The 700-nt window shown below is 58.3% G+C and carries 1 protein-coding gene; it reads left to right on the top strand.

From position 1 onward, the window contains the following. Positions 1–551 precede the first annotated feature (551 nt). The coding region (locus HV796_RS43005) for a transposase (RefSeq protein WP_175233645.1) at positions 552–700 on the top strand (149 nt) is incomplete at its 3' end.

Raw genomic sequence — 700 nt, 5'->3', positions numbered from 1 at the left:
CGAGAGGGACCTCTGGCAACGCTTGAGTGGATGGGCCGGCGGGCGCTGCGGTAGAGGCAGGGGAGAATGTCCAGAGCGTCGCCCAGCGGTTCGGCAACACCCGAGAGGGCTCTCTGATTGCGCTTCAGCGATTCGCGCGTCGTGCTGAATGAACGTAGGAGTGCGATGACTTCAAAAAATTAGTGCCTCCCTCCAGCAAGTCAACCCATGCCATTCCCCCTCGGTCCAAGCACGCAGACCACGACGTATTCTTCGTTAACTGCTGAGGTTCATCCGGGGTGACCATTACTGTTAGTGACTCTCACTGCATGGAAAACACCGGTATCCAAAGCATCTATCTTTCGGTTGGCTGAGGGTTCCGCTGCGTCCGCTTCATCGCGCATGCGAGCCTCCTCGAAAGCGAGCCAGTCGCGAACAGTCAAAGGCGAGATCGAACAAAGCCCCTTCCGGTTTTCGGCAACCCACTCCTTGATGGCGTGGCCGAAATGAGCACCGGTTGAGATTGACCCAGAAAAACGGACACCTATTCTTTTGAGAAGGAGGTGCCGGAAATGGGCAAGCATCGTACCCCATACCCTGCGGAATTCCAGGCTCGCATGGTCGAGCTTGTGAAGGCCGGGCGTACGCCCGAGGAGCTCGCGCGCGAGTTCGAGCCAACGGCGCAGTCGATCATCAACTGGGTCGTGCAGGCCGATCGTGA

The organism is Paraburkholderia humisilvae (assembly GCF_902859855.1).
In the GTDB taxonomy this organism is placed as follows: Bacteria; Pseudomonadota; Gammaproteobacteria; order Burkholderiales; family Burkholderiaceae; genus Paraburkholderia; species Paraburkholderia humisilvae.
Note: the sequence above shows the minus strand (reverse complement) of the source record. Positions and strands in the feature narration are given on the sequence as shown.